Below are 18,907 nucleotides of genomic sequence, written 5' to 3' on the forward strand. Positions count from 1 at the left end.
AAAAACTACAATTTATCATGGGAATTTCAAAAAAACTAATTTACACCTTACTGGTAGGTCTAGCATTTACTTCGTGTGTGTCTAAAAAGAAATTTGCCAGCCTTCAGTCTGAATTAGCCAGTACTAAAGCAGACCTAGAAAGAAGAGGCGAATTAGTAAATGATTTCAAAAACAAATTAGTAGCATGTGAGCAAGAGCGCGACAGAGTAGCTACCACAAATTCTGCTAAGGATAACCAAATCTCTGACCTTAAGTCTCAAATTGAAGACTTGAGAAGAGTTAGAGATACTCAGATGGAACGTGTAGGTGACTTGACTGTTTTGAACCGCTCTGCGAACGAAAACATCAACAAAACACTTGCTCAATTAGAGAAAAAAGACAAGTACATTAGCTTGCTTCAAGCAGCAAAATCTAAAGCAGACTCTCTAAACCTTGCCTTAGCAGTTAACTTAAAATCTGCTTTGAAAGATGGTTTGGATGACACTGATGTAGATGTTAAAGTGGATAAGACTGTGGTAATGGTTAATCTTTCAGATAAGATGCTATTTACTTCAGGAAGCTACAAAATCTCTCCAAGAGCTTACTCAGTACTTGAGAAAGTAGCTGCAATCATCAAGTCTCGTCCGGATCTTGAAGTAATGGTAGAAGGATATACGGATAACGTAAGCATTAATACTGCTTGTATCGAAGATAACTGGGATCTATCTGTTAAGAGATCAACTTCTGTGGTTAGAACTCTACAATCTAAATTTGGTGTTGATCCTAATAAGATCATCGCTGCAGGTAGAGGAGAGTATAACACTTTAACTTCTAACAGCACTGCTGAAGGTCGTGCGATCAACAGAAGAACTCGCATTATCTTGATGCCTAAGTTAGATCAGTTCTACGATCTTTTGAATCCTGATAACGTAGGTAAATAATTCAATACCAATGAATTTCATCAAAGCCATGTCAAAGGACATGGCTTTTTTGTTTTAAAGGAACTAAACCCCTCTGTGGCATTGTTTTCCTTTAGTAAATAAACATATCTAACAATGGCTAATAACGCATTAGAAATTACAGACAATAATTTTCAAGAAATCATCAGCTCTGATAAACCAGTGTTGGTAGATTTCTGGGCCGAATGGTGTGGACCTTGTAAAATGATAGGCCCTGTTGTCGAAGAAATTGCAGGAGAATATCAAGATAAAGCTGTAGTAGGCAAAATGGACGTTGATGCAAATAGCGCTATTCCGGCACAGTTTGGAATTCGTTCTATCCCTACTCTAATGATCTTCAAAGGAGGAGAATTGGTGGATAAAATAGTGGGTGCTGTTCCAAAGCACGTTCTTGTTCAGAAATTAGAAGCAGCATTATAAAAAAAGCCTCACATGAGGCTTTTTTCTTTTATAATAGATTCCAATAAGTCTATCTCCTCATCTGAAATATTCAAAGGCGGACTAATCCTCATGGCATTATCACAATACAGGAACCAGTCGGTTATCAATCCTTTCCCTATGTAATAATCGATATGTTCTTTCAAGGTAGGGAAATCAGGAAAAGTGGCCGCTAACATCAATCCTATACCTCTGACCTCACCTACCAAAGGATGCCCCTCAAAGATGCTTTTGATCCTTTCCCCCTTTCTACTCACTTCAGATAGGTCTATCTCCGATTGAACCACCTCCAAGCTGGCCAATCCTGCAGCACAACATAAGGGATTACCTCCAAAAGTGGTAATATGACCTAGCACGGGATTCTCTTTGAACACAGAAATAATCTCTTGCGGCGCCATAAAAGCTCCCAAAGGTAATCCTCCCCCTAAAGCTTTTGCAGAAAGAACAATATCAGGCGCGAAACCAAAGTGCTCATAGGCCCACATTTTACCTGTCCTACCCAGTCCGGTCTGAATTTCATCCATGATCAAAAGTGCCCCTTTTTCTACACACCTTTTGGACAACTCCTGCATAAATTCTATCTCCGTAACTATAACCCCACATTCCGCTCCTATAGGCTCTATGATTACTGCCGCCGTTTGATCCGTAATGCAGTCCAAGTCTTCCCACCTGTTCCTTTCCATTTTTCGAATTCCAGGCAAAAGAGGACGGTAATTTTGATTATAAAAATGCTCACCTAGTGACATCGCCCCTTGAGTAGAACCGTGATAAGCCCTCCTGCATGCCACAATCTCAGGCTTCCCAGTATACCTCTTAGCTAATTTCAATGCTCCTTCAACAGCCTCTGCACCCGAATTGGTAAAATACACATTATCTATCTTCTGCCCTCTGTGCGTGGGTTTATGCGTATCCACCAAAGCTTTAGCCAAAAGGATCTGAGGGGTTTGGAGAAACTCTCCGTAAACCAACTGATGCAAATATTTATCCGTCTGTTCATGTATGGCTTTTACAACCTTGGGATGCTTATGACCTACATTGCTTACTGAAATGCCGGAAATTAAATCTAAGTATTTTTTACCTTCCACATCAATAAGAAAACTTCCTTCTGCATTAGGAAATTCCAGTGCCAGTGGAGAATCAGAAGTCTGAGCTACATTCTGCAAAAATAATTGTCGTAAATTCATTAATTCGTTTCGTAAAAACCTACACTACCGCCTACCCAATTGAAATCTTTATTGAAATCTACTCCTATCATCTCTCCTCTACTTAAACGGGCTAGATTTGTAACTAACTTAGGGCGAGCTGCTCCTTCCGGCCAAATGGCTAAAAGTCGAATTTCACACTTGATCTTCCCTCCTTCTGTATCTTCTATACACGGTGCATATTGAACCTTCCTTTGCAACAGATAATTTTCCGGATCTTTAATGGACTCCAGATCCTCTCTTGTAGGATTAATTTTAACACCTGAACCTGCGAAACTAAACAAGGGTTTTAGAACGTAGTTTTCAAGATCATCAGGTTTGAAATCCGACAAATAATGACTTTCCGGAACAAACTTGGACTTAAATAAAGGCAAACTGAATTTTGAAATTCTATAAAACCAGTTCGGATGAGAGACCCACTGTACTCCTGTAGCTCGGTTAAAATCTACCTCTAATTTCAAATCAGGATAGTTCCTCTCTATATCATCAGGAATCAAACGGTTATATATCCTATGCACCATCACTTTTTGACCCTCTTTTTCGTAATAAAGAAGATCACCTTCATTTCTCAATTTCGTTACACATACCGGTTCAATACCCCAAAGTTTCTTTGTCAAAGCAAAATCTAAGCGGGTCTTTTGCTTCTCCGGCTCAATCTCCATCAATATGGTATGTTCAGGAGCCACATCCCCACATAAGAACTTTCTCATTTCTTGCTGGTAATTCATAGGGTTTAACCTATTAAAATACTCGGAAAAATTCCTGTCAACATCAAAATGTTTGCGATACTTTCCTGCAATGTAGGATTGGTAAGCAAATAAGGACGGAAAACCCTGTAACTCTATCAACTGAGGCTCAAATTCTCCATTTCCTCCCTTGGTTACGGCAAAATCTACGGCTAGGCAACTAGGAAACTCAGTTTCATTCCCTACTTTGTAGGCCTCTGGAATGGCTCTTTCAGTCTTCGTTTTGAAATCAGGCTTCAGGATTTGATCTACAATATCATTGAATGCCAATAAGACCTTCATCTTAAAATCCCTGTCAATAAAAACGGGAGACTCCGCCACTCTAAAGTCTAATGCTCCAGGGAATTCATTTTCAATCTCCTGGAGCATCAAATTATATCTCTCTTCCGTAAAGGAAGCATTAAATCTGTTTCTACTTTCCTGTATCAAACTAATTCCATTTTATGATTAAACGCAGTCTCAAGGAAGGTGGGAATGATCACTGACTCTGTAAGCATGATCTTATCCGGGTCTTCCAATGATTCTAACATACTTTTTAATTTCCCTTCACCGAAACTTTCAATCACAGCTTTCTTCTTCTCTTCCGTCTGAAAATGACGGTGCATACCTTCAGCATCTGCTTCCGGATGAAACTGGGTTCCTATGATTTCCGGCGTGAATCTAATGGCCATTATGGCTCTTTCCAAATGCACATGAGGCCTTTCCTTCTCTAAACAAAGAATTCTGGCTCCTGTACTCAAGAAAGCGTCTTCATTAGGTTGAATTACTTGGTAATCCCTGGAATCAACCACCCAAAAAGGATTTTCGAGACCTTGGAATAAAGGTTCATCTTCCACCACTTGGTGAGTGGGCATAACGCCAAATGAAGTTGATCTTCTTTTCGTGATCTTTGCTAATCCAAAATGTTGGACCAAAAGTTGGAAGGAGTGACAAATACCAAAGAAATAGATCTTCTCCTGATGTTCCTTGTTGTGAGCAATTATGTCATCTATTAAAGAAAAGAATCTCTTCTCCCAATCCGTACCTTCCAAAAGCGGACTACCGGGGCCGCCGGAACTGATATAGGCATCAAACTCATCATAGCGAGGCAAAACATCTCCTCTACGCACATCAAATACCTCGTAATCTGTTTCAAGTTCTTTCCTCATAAAGAACTCTTCGACCAGGTACTTTATACACCTCATCCCCTCATTCGGAGCACCATTATTTAAATCTAATACCCCTATCCTAAATTTTCCCATAAGCTACTTTAGTTCAATGTACAAAGTTCGGAAAAAATCACTTAAAGTCCGAACTTTGTCTCTTCTACTATGTAGTCTACCACGGCATTATAGCATCCGGTTTCTTCATACACTCTCAGTTGCCTATCAGCTCCGGTTCCATTTTTCATTATCTGACTGATATATGAAATCTCATCCGTTGACCCCAAATCCTTAGCGGTATCCCAAATGAACTCCAATAGTTCATCTACCAATTTCGGATAAGGCACCTCTGATTCAATCCCAAAATCAATGAGATTTGAATGAATACCATATCTACCGGCCCTCCATTTGTTCTCATTGATCAAATGCTTAGGATAGGTCCTATAACTTAGATTTTTCTCTTTGAGCGAATAAAGTTTTGCCACCAAAGCCTGCATGATGGAAGCCAGACAGATGGTTTCATCCACGCGCATGGGAACATCGCAGATCCTGAATTCTATAGTAGGATAGAAAGGATGCAAGCGCAAATCCCACCAAATCTTCTTTCCGTTATCTATACAACCTGTCTTGATGAGTAATCGTAAGTAATCATCATATTCAGCTGCACTCTCAAAATGCTCAGGAATACCTGTTCTTGGAAACTTATCAAACACCTTTGCCCTATACGAATGAAAACCCGTATTTCTACCGCACCAGAAAGGAGAATTGACAGACAATGCAAAGATATGTGGCAAGAAATACCTCAACTGGTTCATGATCTTGATGGCATCGTTTCTATCATCAATGCCTACATGCACATGTAAGCCAAAGATAAGATTACCGCGAGCCACATCGCGCATTTCGTCGATGAGTTTATTATATCGATCATCTTCCGTGATCAATTGATGCTGCCAATCAGAGAAAGGATGCGTTCCTGCCGCAGCCACTTTCAGGCCTTGATTTTCTGCTAACTCCAATAGCTTTTGACGAAGAAAAGTGACTTCATCTCTAGCTTCTTGAATATTCGTACAAATGTTAGTACCCATCTCTACCACTGCCTGATGCATTTCCTGCTTGATTCTTTCCTGCAGAATGATTCTTCCGCCCTCCACAATCTTAGACATATGGCTCTTCAGTTCTCGAGTTTCGGGATCAATGGTTTGAAATTCCTCTTCAATCCCCAGGGTAAACAATCCCATGATTACTTGGATTTTTTAGTGCTCACTTTTTTAGTACTAGCTGAAGCCGATTGTACAAATGTACCCCAAGTACAATTGTTTTGCCCAGGAACGTGGGACTGCGCCTTCTCTATGGCAAAATTGGCAGCATGCTCTACCACCCATTCAAAATTACTTTGTCCCACTGAATTGATATCTGCATCTGGGGCAGGATTACAGAAGTCAATGGCATAAGGAATGCCGTCTCGAACTGCGAATTCTACGGTATTGAAATCATATCCTAAAGCTTGATTCAGCTTTAATACATAATCCTTAATGGTAGCCATAAGCTTTTTATGTGCCTCGCCTTGGGTTTTAGGCTGGGTAGCATAACGTAGATGGTGTGGATTTCTAGGTTCATAAGGCATGATATGAACGTATTTTCCGCCAATGCAGTAGCAGCGATAATAGTCCGTGAAGACTATTTCCTCTTGAAGAAGCATGACCAACTGTCCGGTTTCTCCATGTTTAGCCCACAGATCCTCCGGATTCTCCACCTTATAAACACTTTTCCATCCTCCACCTGCATGAGGTTTCATATAAGCTGGGAATCCTATTCTCTCTAACATATATTGCCAGTCTAAGGGCATAGCCAGGTTTCGGAATGACTGTTCTGAGGTATCATCCGGCCTTTCCTTTGACGGAAGCAAAACCGTCTTAGGTACAGGAATACCTAATTGAACGGCCAGACAGTTATTAAAGAACTTCTCGTCAGCTGACCACCAGAAAGGATTGTTTACAACGGCTGTACCATTTAATGCTGCATTTTTAAGGTATGCCCTGTAGAAAGGTACATCCTGAGAGATTCTATCAAAAATGACGGCATATTCTGAGGGCACCCCTTGCTCCACTTTATCAATGAGCACGGGTTCCGCTAATATATCTTTCTTACCTGTTTTTTCATTAACCCTGTCCACAAACGCCCAAGGGAAGGTATTTTCCATACCGAATAGTATACCAACTTTTTTCATATATAGTAGTGTTTAATTCATAACCGCATTTAAATATTCCGGAAACGCCATGTTCCAAAGAGGCCAATCGTGCTTAGCCCATTTCTTTTCATCATACCAGTGTTGCACTCCTTTGGCCTTCAAGATCTCAGAAAACCTCAGACTCTCATTCCTGCAAATGTCCCAATCAGAAGTTCCCAATATAACCTTCATGTGATTAAAGGTCCAGGATTCCGCATTTGGCACAAATTCCACCGGATTATTGAAATAAACATTTTGATCATGATATCCACTCATAAAAGTACTTATATCATATGATCCGCTCATCCCAATAACAAAAGAGATCAAATCCGGATACTTAAAGGCCAGATTTACGGCATGATAAGCTCCGAAACTACAACCGGCTACACCTATCCTATGTACATGATTTTCCTCCTGAATCTTTGGAATTAGTTCACTACACAAAAAACGCGTATACAATTCGTAATTGTAGGCTCTGTCATGTGGACTAATGTTCTTTCCATAGAAAGACTCAAAATCAATGGTCTCAATGTTATAGGTTTTGATCTGCCCACCTTCTATGAACGACCTTACGCTGTTCAGTAGGCCCATATCCTTATTCTGGGAAACAGAACCCATAGAAGTGGGAAACATCAGAACAGGGAAACCCCAGTGCCCCATAATCTGTAAATGTAAATCTTTACCTAGAATATGAGAGTAAAAATTGATGTTTCGTTCTTGCATAGTTATTACTTTTGCGTTTCGTAAGGTAATATATTTCACCTGCGTCAATAAACAAAATATTATTTCATCTTGAGCAGCAAATTCTTTCAAATCTTTCGCAAGCAAACGCTGAATTCCACTCACTTACAAAGAAGCGTGACCTTTGATTTAATCGTACCAAAGCAACAATCAGAAGAACCTTTACCTGCTCTTTTTGTAAATGACGGACAAGACTGGGACAGATTAGCGCCACATCTAATTTGTGAGGAACATTACAAAAAAGGAGGTAAACCCTTCATCTGGATAGGCATTCACACGAACGAACGCCGACTACGGGAATATGGCACAGCGCATATATCCGATTATAAAGGAAGAGGTGATCTGGCCCATGACTATACCAAATTTATCATTGAAGAACTTAAGCCATCTCTTAGTCACACCTTACCCTTATCTACAAAACCTCAATCAAATTTCATCTGCGGCTTCTCTTTAGGAGGATTATCTGCATTTGACATAGCCTGGGAGCATCCTGATATCTTTTCAAAAGCAGGAGTATTCAGCGGCTCACTCTGGTGGAGAACCAAAAGTTATGAGGCCGGTTATGAACAAGATCTGGACCGTATCATTCACAATAAAGTAAAGAATGGACCGTATAAACCCGGATTACAATTTTGGTTTGAATGTGGGACAAATGATGAAACGGAAGACAGGAATAACAATGGCATTATAGACTCCATTGATGACACCCTAGAGTTGATAGAGGAATTAAAGAAAATAGGATACTCCGAACAGGATATTTGCTATGTAGAAGTAGAAGGAGGAGAACACAACTTTAACACTTGGCAAGCTGTGTTCCCTCAATTCTTAGAATGGGTTTTAGAGACGAGATAAAAACGCTAACGTATCTACTCCGTCAGCGTAGTCACCTAAAGAAGGCTTTTGAGACGAACCAAATCGAACCTCTCTTCCTACTACGCACTGAATCTCTTCTTTCTTTTCTTCTAAAATGGATTGAACAGCATTTCTATCTTCGTATTCTTCAAAAAATACCGTTGAAATTGGAGAATGCAGATCAGATGATCTTTTTAACAGTAGAAAACCATTGTCTAAATGCTCATCTCCATTTACTAAAAAGATAGACTTATTATAGTCATAATTGTTTACATATTTGGAATGTAAAGTAATGGTATTCCAATACTCTATACTTTCAAAGAAATGCGTAAAATCATAGCCCTTTGGCACATATAATTTTGAAATGTTTCTACACCCCAAACCGAAATATTCCAAAATATCATTCCCCAAATTAGCTAAATCAGCCCTACTTTCGCTTCCGTCTAAAATAGCTACACTCACTCTGTTCTTACGAATAATAGAAGGTTTTTTACCCAAATAATACTCGAAGTACCTTGCTGTATTTCCACTGCCGGTAGCAATATATGCATCTAGGTCGTTCAACTTATCCGCTAAATACACCGGCAATTTTCCCTTCAAACGAGATATAATGAAAGTAGGAAGAACTTCATCTTGAGAGGAAGGTTTATAATAGGCTTCATGCCCGCTCATCAAAACATGAATAAGATCCTGAATTCCTACCAAAGGAAGATTACCTGCCGCAACTATACCAATACGCTTGGGTCCGTTAGGAGTAAAATAAGTTGCCGGATAAGCACTGACCCATGCTTCCAGTTTCTCCTTATTCAAAAACTCTTCAGCCACCCTTTGGATAGCTTTTCGGATATTGTCTTCGGTAAACCAAGGATTCCTGGCCTTCGCACCCGCTATTAACTCCTCAGAAGGACTCAGAAGCTCCTGGCCCAATTCTGAAAATAGTACTATTCTATCTTCAATTTTCATTATTCTTATCTTCCTACTATTTACATAGATTTATCGTAAAATTACAAACTAGAATGAAACAAAAGCTAATTATATTTGTTATTGTTTCAACTAGACAACTGAAGAAAGCATGGCAATTATAATCACAGATGAATGTATAAACTGCGGAGCTTGCGAACCCGAATGTCCAAATAATGCAATTTACGAAGGCGGAATGGAATGGACTTACGGTGGCGGGACCAGTTTGACTGAAGTAGACTTTGGAGATGGAACAGTTATCAGCGGTTCAGCACAAATGAAACCAGTATCTGATGAATTCTATTATATAGTATCTGACAAATGTACGGAATGCGTTGGTTTCCATGAAGAACCGCAATGTGCTGCAGTATGCCCCGTTGACTGCTGCGTTCCAGATCCGGACAATGTCGAAGACGAAGAGACATTACTCGCCAAGAAAGCTTGGCTACACCAAGAATAACCGCAATAGCGGTTATTTTTTTGCCCACACCACTACTAGAAAAAAAATTATATTCTGCAATATTTGTATTTTACAATATTTTATATTTTTAGTGCAAATCTCCATTTCCCACATTTCGCTTTTCGATTTTCCGCACTCAACTAATTTTCAATAAGTAAGCTAACGTAAAATTTAATTCTACTATTTTCCATTTACAAAGAATATTCTATCATATATAAACATTCCAATAATTTTTTATTCTTTTCCTGAAATATTAAAAAAATCCGGATTCATTATTTGCATGTATTAAATTCACCCACTCAAATTCGCATTAGCTAAACAATTAAAATAACCTCAAAAAAAATTTTATTATGCGAATTTTACTTTTACTTACATTAAGTTTTGTTCGAGCATCTTTCGCAGTTGGTCAGGATGACACCTCCCCTCCTGCAAAGCCCCTCTCCCTCTCCGGATATGTTGATTCTTACTACTTCTACAATTTCAACGGAGTCACGTCTAACCTTGGCGCATCCGGATTTGAGAGAATCTTTGACCACAATGCCAATAGCTTTCAAGTAGGACTTGCCCAATTAAAAACCACTTATACTACTGACAAAGTAGAGGGTGTGATAGACTTGGTTTTCGGAAACCATGGAGATCTTGCTAATTATGGCAATGCTCTTAGTCCGCTAGGCAGAGAATTCGGAAGTTCAGGATTAGCCATCAAACAAGCCTATGTTTCCTGGCTCATCAACGAAAAATTTAAATTAACCGCTGGCCAATACGGCACGAACATAGGCTATGAAGTCATAGATGCACCTACAAATTTCAACTATTCCCTTTCAAACCTATTCGGTAACGGCCCCTTCTACCATACCGGAGTAAAATTAGATTACGCAGTGTCTGACAAACTTGCCTTTATGGTGGGCCTTACTAATGGACTAGACACGAAAGAAGATTTCAACAAAAGCAAAGGATTCCAGGCTCAGGTCTTTTTACAACCTGTAAAAGACTGGGCAGTATACTTGAATTATTTCGGTTCAAACGAAGGCATCGAAGAAGAGAAATACTATGTCAAGTGGTTTGATTTAGCCACTTCTTATCAGATTAACAGCAAAACACTTTTAGGACTTAATGCTACCACCGGAAGCAATCCAACAGGCCAATGGTCAGGCTTAGCGTTCTATGCTCAATACCAGTTTAGTGATATCTTTTCTCTGGGTACAAGACTGGAGCACTTTGACAACAAAGAAGGAGGAATTTACCTGGTAGATGCAGATGGAAAAGGCGTTTCTACGCAAGGAATCACACTTACCGGATCTTTCCAAATTTCTCCAAACCTACTGATCAAACCGGAATACCGCTGGGACAAATACCATCATGATAGTAAGGAAACCTTTCAGTTGCCCGGAAAAGACGGAAACTTGTCCAAAAACGCTCAATCAACCATAGGTGCAGCAATGATCTTTTATTTCTAATACAAAACGCTCAATAACAAAATGACTAACTCTAAACTATCACCAGTACCCTTAATCATTTTACTGGTCATCACAGGACTGGCACTCTTCTTCCCATTTACGCCAACAGCTATCGTAACGGAAGGCATAGACGCCGCAGACACTGCTTGGGTGCTCATTTCAGCCGCATTAGTTTTGATCATGACTCCGGGCTTAGCCTACTTTTACGGAGGAATGGTCAATGCCAAAAACGTCATCTCTACCATGCTTCAGAGTTTCATTGCTATGGGTGTAATCTCAGTAGTTTGGGTAGTTTTAGGTTTTAGCATAGCTTTTGGCGACTCCATCGGAGGATTCTTTGGCAACCCTTCAACACACTTCATGTTAAAGGGCGTTACTGACGGACCGGCTTGGGGCACCATTCCTTTCCTACTATTCGCCTTTTTCCAATTGAAATTTGCCGTTATCACTCCTGCTTTAGTTACAGGATCCATGGCAGAAAGGATCAATTTTAAAGCATATGTAGTATTTATGGTACTCTTCAGCTTGTTGATTTACGCACCACTAGCACACATGACCTGGTCCCCAAATGGTATGCTCTTCAAACTAGGCGTTTTAGACTTCGCTGGCGGAACTGTGGTTCACATGTCTGCTGGATGGGCTGCTCTGGCAGGTGCCATTTACCTAAAAAGAAGAAGATCACATGCAACAAATGATTTCCTTCCTCCGGCAAATGTCCCTTACGTACTCTTAGGAACAGGCTTACTATGGTTTGGATGGTTTGGATTCAATGGAGGCTCTGCCTTATCTGCTAGTCCGCTAGCTGTGGTAGCATTTGCCACAACTAACACTGCTGCAGGTGCAGCGGGTGTAGCTTGGGTATTCTTTGATGCCATCAGAGGCAAAAAGCCTTCCGCTTTAGGTTTCTGTATTGGTGTGGTAGTAGGTCTAGTAGCCATCACTCCCGCAGCCGGATTCGTAACCGTACCTCATGCTTTGGTTATAGGTGTGGTTTCCTCCATCATCTCTAACCTAGTAGCGCATTGGAAGACCAAAACTGCATTAGACGATACTTTAGATGTATTCCCCTGTCACGGAGTAGGCGGTATGGTAGGTATGATTTTAACGGGAGTATTCGCCACTTCTAGTGTAAATGAAGGGGTTGCAGAACAAGGTCTATTCTTTGGAGAAACCGCATTGTTTTTGAAACACCTTTTGGCCTTAGTATTGACGTCTGCTTTTGCATTTGGAATGTCATTCGTTGTGCTTAAAATCACTGACATCATTATTCCTCTACGTGTAAGCGACGAAGATGAAACCGCAGGATTAGATATCAGTCAACACGACGAAAAGCTAATAGAAGCTTAATCGAGTAGGAAGATAGGGATTATTTCCCTATCTGTCCTCTCACACCACCCGGCATACGGATCCGTACCAAGGCGGTTTGTTAGAATAACGTCGTTTGATGCGTTGTTCTCCAGTAATAGTAGTTTGCAAATCCTTCGTAACCTAATTTAGTAAAGTATGAGTTTGTTAGCGTTGTTTGAACGATAGGGCTTGTCCCTGTCCGAGTATAGGATTTACGGGTGTTCGCATGTTGGTAGGCAAGCCAGCGTTTGGCTCCCAGTTTCATTAAGTTCCGAATTCGATTACCTGCGGTCTTCCATTGCTTCCAAAGCAGAACACGCAAGCGTCTTCGCACTAGGTTATCTAGTGCTACCATCACCTTCTTATTCGTTGCTATACGAAAGTAATCCACCCAGCCGTGAATAATTTGCCGTAGTTTAGTCAGTCGCTCATGCATAGGAGTAACTGTATTACGTCGAGTATTTTGACGTAACTTCTCTCGGATTCGTTCGATACTCTTTGCAGAGATACGAATCTGCCAATCTCCTTGAGTTTTGAAGAAACTAAAGCCGAGTAAACTACTTTGGGAAGGTTTGCTTACCTTACTCTTTTCACGGTTCACTTTCAGCTTTAGTGTAGATTCGATGTAACTGGTGATGTTGCGCATAATACGAGTGGCGGATTTATTGCTCTTCGCGTAGATACTACAGTCATCCGCATAGCGTACAAATCGATGTCCACGGGAGCTGAGTTCCCTGTCCAGTTCGTTCAGGATGATGTTTGACAAAAGTGGACTTAAAGGACTACCCTGTGGTGTGCCCTTGGTTCGCTTTTGTTCAAGACCATGATCCATAATCCCACAACGAAGGTATTTCCCGATCAGGGCTAGGACTCGATGATCCGTAATCTTCTTGCTCAAAAGATGCATCAGTATGTCGTGGTTCACTTGATCGAAGAATTGTTCCAAATCAAGTTCAACGACCCACGTGTAGCCCAAGTTCAGATACTCTTGCGCTTTAATGACGGCCTGATGAGCATTACGATTCGGACGGAAGCCGTAGCTGTTATCGTGAAAATCACCCTCATACTTTAACCCAAGCCATTGGGAAATGCTTTGCTGAATAACACGGTCGATGACCGTTGGGATACCCAGCATACGCTTGCCGCCACTTGCTTTGGGAATCTCTACTTTCCGAACAGCTTGTGGGCGGTAAGTGCCAGAGAGAATATCCGATCGCAGGGATTGCCAGTGCGTGTTAAGGTAGTCACGAAGATTATCGATCTGCATACCATCAACTCCGCTAGCACCTCCATTAGAGATGACACGATCAACTGCGTGTTTGACATTTCGGATGTGTAATATCTCTTCCAACATAGTATTACTAAAAAAAACCTCAGGCATTGTGTCCACTTCGTTGCACGACTCAGCTAAGCTCCTCTTGCATTTTACTATCAGTTTCCGACCTACCCTCATGCAAGCAGTTCTCTTATGTGGTTCGGCTTTTAACACTTCGTCATAAACTTCATGGTTCCTTTGCCATTCTAACATTCAGACCTTCCCCTGTATAAAGTAGAGAAGCAGGGTACTATGTCCTCTGCTGACTTCTGACTAAAGCATACTAGCATTATTATTCTGCTATATGTTTCTTCGCGGGCATTCGCGTATACCTTTGACAGAGTTTAGTCAGATCTCCCCAGGTAAGAACAATAACTTTCACCTCATATATCCGCTACATTTACCATAGTGTTTCCGTACAGTTTAGGGCTTCGGCTTGTTTTGCAGCCTCACCCAACACTTGCGGCCTTGTATGTAGTTTCTGTTCGTCGGATCGAGGTTTTGCCTCAAACTTCCTTCAGATTCCACCTCACGGTGGACACCCTTGTCCTAAGCTAACACTTCCCACTGCAAAGGCGTGTTCGGGACTTACACCCTAGAGTTATTGCACATGCTGGGCACACAAAAGAAAAACCCGGCCAATGCCGGGTTTTTTAATGACTTAGAATCTCTTCTGGGACTTCGTCAACCTCCACTTCCATTTCTTCGTTAATAGCCCTCAGCCTAACCTTCACAATATCATTGATGCGCAAGGGATCATACTTGGCTACCACCTTAACATAATTAGAGGTAAAACCATGCATTATATCACCTCCCTCTCCTTCTTCAAATAAAACCGGAAACTCTTTACCGAGATTATCCTCATAAAAGGCCCTACGTTTCTTATCTGATAAGATATGCAGCATCTTAGATCGTTCATTCCTATCTCTCATGCCCACTACAGGCTTAATCTCTAGCGCTTTAGTGTTTGCTCGTTCTGAATAAGTAAACACATGCAGATAATTGATATCTAATTCATTTAAGAAATTATAGGTATCAATAAAATCCTCATGCAATTCTCCCGGATGACCTACGATAACATCAACCCCAATACAGCAATCTGGCATGACTTCACGAATGGCCGCTACCCTCTCGGCATATAATTCCCTACGATAGCGCCTTCTCATCAGACCTAAGATCTTATTGGAACCAGACTGCAGTGGAATATGAAAATGCGGCACAAAACGCTTGGAATGGGCCACAAATTGAATGATCTCATTAGTCAAGAGATTCGGCTCTATACTAGAGATCCTAAAACGTTCTATCCCTTCTACTTCATCTAATGCCTGGATTAGATCTAAAAAGCTGGACGTACGCTTACCATCAATAATACCAAAATCTCCAATGTTTACTCCGGTGAGGACTATCTCCTTCACGCCATTTGCGGCAATCTCTCTGGCAGCTTTAACTACATTTTCAATAGTATCAGATCTACTCGCCCCTCTGGCCATAGGTATGGTGCAGTAAGAACAAGGATAATCACAACCGTCCTGCACCTTCAAGAAGGTACGAGTTCTATCGTGTAAGGAATAGGAAGTATGATATTCCAATGGCTCATCTATGCTTCTAGCATAGACCTTTTCTTCTACAGGCCTGGAAGTTTTTTCAAAAGTAGGCAAAAGTTCATGTAGACGAAATTTCTCAGCAGCACCTAGAACTGCATCAACGCCTTCAATTTCCGCTATCTCACGAGGTTTTAGTTGAGCATAGCAACCAATGATAGCTACAAAGCCGTTTGGATTGATCTTTTGCGCTTCCTTAACAATCTTGCGGCATTTCTTGTCTGCATTCTCTGTCACAGAACAAGTATTTATGATGAAGATATCCGGATTCTCATTAAATCCTACCTTCTTAAAACCTTTTTCTTCAAAAGTCCTCGATATGGTAGAGGTTTCGGAGAAGTTCAGTTTACAGCCCAATGTGTAAAACGCAACACTCTTCATAATTCAAAAAATTATGCAAAGTTAGCTAAAAAAATAACCCCGACGCAAAGCATCGGGGTATTTTACAGGGCTAGTCTCAATATACTTCAACATTTACACTTTTCACTGTCTTAATGATCCTTGCAGCTACTTTGTAAGGATCTGCAGAAGAGTTCGGGCGACGGTCTTCTAACCATCCTTTCCATCCTCTTTCTACTGTAGCGATCGGAATACGGATAGAAGCTCCTCTATCTGATACACCGTATGAGAACGAGTCAATAGAAGCTGTCTCATGCTTACCGGTTAGACGTAGGTGATTATCCGCACCATACACTTCAATATGTTCTTTCACAAACGGACGGAAAGATTCACAGATCTTCTCATAAACCGCTTTATCTCCACATGTTCTCAATGCCGTATTTGAGAAGTTAGCGTGCATACCTGAACCGTTCCAATCTAACTCACCAAGAGGCTTACAATGCCAGTTGATAGAGATATTATATTTTTCACCAATTCTTTCCAATAGATAACGAGCTACCCAAATCTGGTCTCCTGCCTCTTTTGCGCCTTTCGCAAAGATTTGGAACTCCCATTGTCCGGCAGCAACCTCAGCATTGATCCCTTCAATGTTAAGACCTGCATCTATGCAAGCATCTAAATGCTCTTCAACGATATCTCTACCGTATGCATTTTTAGAACCAACTGAACAATAGTAAGGACCTTGTGGACGAGGGTAACCTCCTTTAGGGAAACCTAGTGGAGCGTTTGTCTCATTATCCCACAAGAAATACTCTTGCTCAAATCCAAACCAGAAATCATTATCATCATCATCAATGGTTGCTCTACCGTTTGATTCATGAGGAGTACCGTCACTGTTCAATACCTCACACATCACCAAATAACCATCTCTACGCTGCGGGTCTTTACAGATAAATACCGGCTTCAGAATACAATCGGACGAACCGCCTGGAGCCTGCTCAGTAGAAGAACCGTCAAATGACCACAACTCACAGTCTTCTAGTTTACCGGAAAAATTGTTTTCGATCTTAGTCTTACTTCTTAAACTTTGAGTAGGCTTGTAACCGTCTAGCCAAATGTACTCCAATTTTGATTTTGCCATGATGTATCCGAATATTGGTACTGTTGTAAAAATTATATTGCAAACTTACGCCTTGTTCCAAAATTTTATTTGTGCCTGATAAAAAAACTCAAACTTTTATCTAATTTTATTTATAAAATACAATTTTATATTTGAATATTCTAGAACCCATCCTTTAGAAAATTCTGAAACCTCGTCCTTCTCTTGATTTAAGCATCAAAACCCAAAGAATATGTGGGTTTCTCTCACAATTCAGTATTTAATTTCGTTTTGTTACTATTTTTATATTTTTTATCATTTTTCCAACGACAATAAAAAAGGCGTTGAAAAATCAACGCCTTAACATCCAAATACTTTTGCCACCTCATCAACTGAAAGAGCATTTAAGGTCATCTTTCGGGGCAATCCGGCCTTTCTTGCCACCATCACTCCGTACTTTATATCTAATAAGCCTTGTGTACTGTGGGCATCCGGATTTATACTAATCATAACACCTTTTTCCAAGCAATACGGTATCCATGTCCAATCTAGATCTAATCTCCAGGGGTTTGCATTGAGTTCCATCACCACCCCATTAGCAGCACAGGCATCTATCACCTTTTTATAATCTATGGGATATCCCGTCCTTCTCAATAATAATCTCCCAGTAGGATGCCCTAGAATCTTAGTGTAGGGATTTTCTATAGCTCGGATAAGTCGGGCAGTAGCCTTCTCTTCGTCCATATTCAAAACCGAATGTACAGAAGCCACTATATAATCGAAACTTTTTAAAACCTCTTCCTCGTAATCCAGGCTACCGTCATTTAAGATATCAGATTCAATCCCTTTGAATATCCTGAATTGCCCATTATATTTTGCATTCAAAGCATCAATTTCTTTGTGCTGTTTAGACACAGTCTCCGGCCAGAGACCTTTTGCGTAGGCAGCTGTTTGACTATGATCTGCTATACCAAAATAGACAAAACCTAAATCCCTACATGCTTGCGCCATAGCTTCCACTGAAGCCTCTCCATCTGAATAAGTAGAGTGGTTATGAAGTGCTCCTGTGATATCTTTCCACTCTACTATCTCATCTTCTGACGGAAGGATCATGGAACTCCTCATTTCCGGGATAATGTAGGGACAACCCATGGCGGAATAGGCCGCCTCCTCTGATTCAAATCTGTTTGAGCTCAATACAGAAAGAAAGGTCTCCCCCTCCTTATTTTGCATCTTTAGATGCTCTGGAGATGCACTTCTTAATAGCTTCTTGTTCACCCAGTCGTTTGAACTGACCTTTTCAACCACCAAAAGAATTTCAAATCCTTTAAACCAACCCCTCCATGTAGAGGGAGACGAGTTTTTCAGATCTTGTTCAAATTCCCCTTCACTTAGTTTGATTCCCCCAAATCCATCCTTTTTAACAATAAAAGTCAATTCGGAAATGACATTTTCAATTCTTTTTAGTTCTCCACTTAGCTCCACTTCGGGGTAGGACACCTTCAATTTATCTAAGATTTCTTGTCCTAGAACTAAAGCTTGGTCTAAGCGCATTTTACCTTTCAAACTTTCTAAAAAAGCTATAGAACTCAATATGCTTTCCTGGGTCTTCGCGCCAAAACCTTTAATACCTGCTATAACATCCTCTTCACAAGCCTTTTTTAGTGCATTGAGATTATCTATACCCACTTCCTTCCACAGAGTTTTCACTTTCTTTACTCCTAAACCTTTGACTTGCATGATATCAAAAATCCCTTTAGGAGTAATCTCCATCAAGTGAGACAATTCTTGAAGAGTACCGGTTTGCAGAATTTCCAGGATGGCGGGCTGTATGATTCTGCCATAGCCCCGAATCTGAGCTATTTTACCCGGATTCATCCCTGCAATTTGCTCATCCAAGCGCTCTAAGGTAAACACACAATCCACATAGGCTTTAGCTCTTTGAGGATCTACATCATGTAAATCCATCAACTTGCCGGTGGTGGAAAGGATCTCAGCTATATCTGAATTGGTAAATTGATTTTCCATATTTCACAAAGGTAT

General features: G+C 40.6%; 17 protein-coding genes. 6 read left to right on the forward strand and 11 right to left on the reverse strand.

The genetic code is table 11. From position 1 onward, the window contains the following. Positions 1-17 precede the first annotated feature (17 nt). Positions 18-920 carry an OmpA family protein gene (locus LBYS_RS05595; protein ID WP_013407900.1) on the forward strand — a complete coding sequence of 301 codons (903 nt, stop codon included), beginning with the start codon at positions 18-20 and terminating at the stop codon, positions 918-920. A 114-nt stretch (positions 921-1,034) separates the two neighbouring features. Further along, the gene (gene trxA, locus LBYS_RS05600) at positions 1,035-1,358 is read left to right on the forward strand and encodes a thioredoxin (RefSeq protein WP_013407901.1); all 324 of its coding nucleotides are present in this window, start codon (positions 1,035-1,037) and stop codon (positions 1,356-1,358) included. Between the two features lie 8 nt (positions 1,359-1,366). On the opposite strand, the gene LBYS_RS05605 is transcribed toward trxA, so the two are convergent. From LBYS_RS05605 to LBYS_RS05630, 6 genes are read right to left on the reverse strand one after another with little or no spacing between them, the layout of a single operon-like run. Further along, a complete protein-coding gene (locus tag LBYS_RS05605) occupies positions 1,367-2,560 on the reverse strand; it encodes an aspartate aminotransferase family protein (RefSeq protein WP_013407902.1) in 1,194 nt (397 codons plus the stop codon). After that, entirely contained in the window at positions 2,560-3,753 is a 1,194-nt protein-coding gene (locus tag LBYS_RS05610; RefSeq protein ID WP_013407903.1) for a hypothetical protein, read from the reverse strand. Before LBYS_RS05610 ends, LBYS_RS05605 begins: the two co-directional genes overlap by 1 nt. Further along, the gene (locus tag LBYS_RS05615) at positions 3,750-4,565 is read right to left on the reverse strand and encodes a type 1 glutamine amidotransferase (RefSeq protein ID WP_013407904.1); all 816 of its coding nucleotides are present in this window, start codon (positions 4,563-4,565) and stop codon (positions 3,750-3,752) included. Before LBYS_RS05615 ends, LBYS_RS05610 begins: the two co-directional genes overlap by 4 nt. A gap of 41 nt (positions 4,566-4,606) precedes the next feature. Next, positions 4,607-5,704, reverse strand: a complete 1,098-nt coding sequence (locus tag LBYS_RS05620) for a carboxylate-amine ligase (protein WP_013407905.1) — start codon at positions 5,702-5,704, stop codon at positions 4,607-4,609. A gap of 2 nt (positions 5,705-5,706) precedes the next feature. After that, on the reverse strand, positions 5,707-6,693 hold the full coding sequence (locus LBYS_RS05625) for an ATP-grasp domain-containing protein (protein ID WP_013407906.1): 987 nt from the start codon (positions 6,691-6,693) through the stop codon (positions 5,707-5,709). 12 nt (positions 6,694-6,705) lie between these two features. Then, positions 6,706-7,416 (reverse strand): alpha/beta hydrolase-fold protein, encoded by a 711-nt coding sequence (locus LBYS_RS05630; RefSeq protein ID WP_013407907.1) that lies wholly within the window; start codon positions 7,414-7,416, stop codon positions 6,706-6,708. A gap of 69 nt (positions 7,417-7,485) precedes the next feature. On the opposite strand from LBYS_RS05630, the gene LBYS_RS05635 reads away from it, so the two are divergent. Further along, on the forward strand, positions 7,486-8,286 hold the full coding sequence (locus LBYS_RS05635) for an alpha/beta hydrolase (RefSeq protein ID WP_013407908.1): 801 nt from the start codon (positions 7,486-7,488) through the stop codon (positions 8,284-8,286). Here the strand turns inward: LBYS_RS05635 and LBYS_RS05640 are convergent. Beyond that, on the reverse strand, positions 8,272-9,249 hold the full coding sequence (locus tag LBYS_RS05640; RefSeq protein ID WP_013407909.1) for an aldehyde dehydrogenase family protein: 978 nt from the start codon (positions 9,247-9,249) through the stop codon (positions 8,272-8,274). The genes LBYS_RS05635 and LBYS_RS05640 overlap by 15 nt on opposite strands. 109 nt (positions 9,250-9,358) lie before the next feature. Here LBYS_RS05640 and LBYS_RS05645 point away from each other — a divergent pair, with 109 nt between their 5' ends. From LBYS_RS05645 to LBYS_RS05655, 3 genes are all read left to right on the forward strand, one after another. Continuing rightward, on the forward strand, positions 9,359-9,706 hold the full coding sequence (locus LBYS_RS05645) for a 4Fe-4S binding protein (RefSeq protein ID WP_013407910.1): 348 nt from the start codon (positions 9,359-9,361) through the stop codon (positions 9,704-9,706). Positions 9,707-10,056: 350 nt separating this feature from the next. Continuing rightward, positions 10,057-11,163, forward strand: a complete 1,107-nt coding sequence (locus LBYS_RS05650) for a porin (RefSeq protein WP_013407911.1) — start codon at positions 10,057-10,059, stop codon at positions 11,161-11,163. Positions 11,164-11,184: 21 nt separating this feature from the next. Beyond that, positions 11,185-12,510, forward strand: a complete 1,326-nt coding sequence (locus tag LBYS_RS05655; RefSeq protein WP_013407912.1) for an ammonium transporter — start codon at positions 11,185-11,187, stop codon at positions 12,508-12,510. Between the two features lie 79 nt (positions 12,511-12,589). Here the strand turns inward: LBYS_RS05655 and ltrA are convergent, their stop codons facing one another. The 4 genes from ltrA to LBYS_RS05675 all read right to left on the reverse strand — a co-directional run bounded on the left by ltrA (position 12,590) and on the right by LBYS_RS05675 (position 18,892). Further along, positions 12,590-13,963, reverse strand: a complete 1,374-nt coding sequence (ltrA, locus tag LBYS_RS05660) for a group II intron reverse transcriptase/maturase (protein WP_041824265.1) — start codon at positions 13,961-13,963, stop codon at positions 12,590-12,592. 515 nt (positions 13,964-14,478) lie between these two features. Further along, complete coding sequence (gene mtaB, locus LBYS_RS05665; RefSeq protein WP_013407914.1) at positions 14,479-15,807, reverse strand: tRNA (N(6)-L-threonylcarbamoyladenosine(37)-C(2))-methylthiotransferase MtaB; 1,329 nt, start codon at positions 15,805-15,807, stop codon at positions 14,479-14,481. Between the two features lie 76 nt (positions 15,808-15,883). After that, positions 15,884-16,906: a glutamine synthetase beta-grasp domain-containing protein gene (locus tag LBYS_RS05670; RefSeq protein ID WP_013407915.1), complete on the reverse strand. Its 1,023-nt coding sequence runs from the start codon at positions 16,904-16,906 to the stop codon at positions 15,884-15,886. A gap of 318 nt (positions 16,907-17,224) precedes the next feature. Then, positions 17,225-18,892 carry a DNA polymerase/3'-5' exonuclease PolX gene (locus LBYS_RS05675; RefSeq protein ID WP_013407916.1) on the reverse strand — a complete coding sequence of 556 codons (1,668 nt, stop codon included), beginning with the start codon at positions 18,890-18,892 and terminating at the stop codon, positions 17,225-17,227. Between the last annotated feature and the right edge of the window lie 15 nt (positions 18,893-18,907).

This window comes from Leadbetterella byssophila DSM 17132 (genome assembly GCF_000166395.1).
GTDB classification, from domain to species: Bacteria; Bacteroidota; Bacteroidia; order Cytophagales; family Spirosomataceae; genus Leadbetterella; species Leadbetterella byssophila.